General features: G+C 29.0%; 1 protein-coding gene. It reads left to right on the top strand.

All coding sequences use genetic code 11. The features are described 5' to 3' along the window. Nucleotides 1-300 precede the first annotated feature (300 nt). A partial coding sequence (locus ACF91D_RS31435; protein ID WP_392438647.1) for a DJ-1/PfpI family protein occupies nt 301-579 on the top strand: 279 nt, incomplete at its 3' end.

The following is a 579-nucleotide window of genomic DNA, read 5'->3' as shown; positions in this document are numbered from 1 at the left end:
AAACTTTTTAAAAGAGAGGATTGTATATTAATCAATTTTATACTTCTATACTATTAGAAAAGATTCAATATAATAATCTAGCGTTATGCTCATAATCTATTTTTATTTTAAGCAAACACTATACTCAATTAATAATTTACTATGAAATTGTCTATAAAACTTATTCTAGGTTATCAAATACCATTAAGTGAATTACAAAACAAACTTCCTGATATCAATCAACCTATTATGTTTAAATTTCCTTTTTCTAGTGTATATAGTACTTAGGTTTTAAAGTATAATTGAAAGGTAGGTTGGATTATGACTAAAAAAGTAGCAATCATTTTAGCAGATGAATTTGAAGATATAGAATTGACTAGTCCAAAAGAAGCATTAGAAAATGCTGGATTTGAGACTGAAGTTATTGGAGATACAGCAAAACATGAACTTGTTGGCAAACATGGGGAGAAAGTAACTGTAGATGTTAGCATTGCAGATGCGAAACCAGAAAATTATGATGCATTATTAATTCCTGGCGGATTCTCACCCGATCATTTACGTGGTGATGAAGAAGGTCGCTATGGTACATTTACTAAGTAT

The sequence above is a fragment of the Staphylococcus sp. 231237_7MaSpsaltlick genome, from assembly GCF_043107035.1.
The sequence above is the reverse complement of the archived record's forward strand: the minus strand, read 5'-3'. Positions and strand labels throughout refer to the sequence as shown.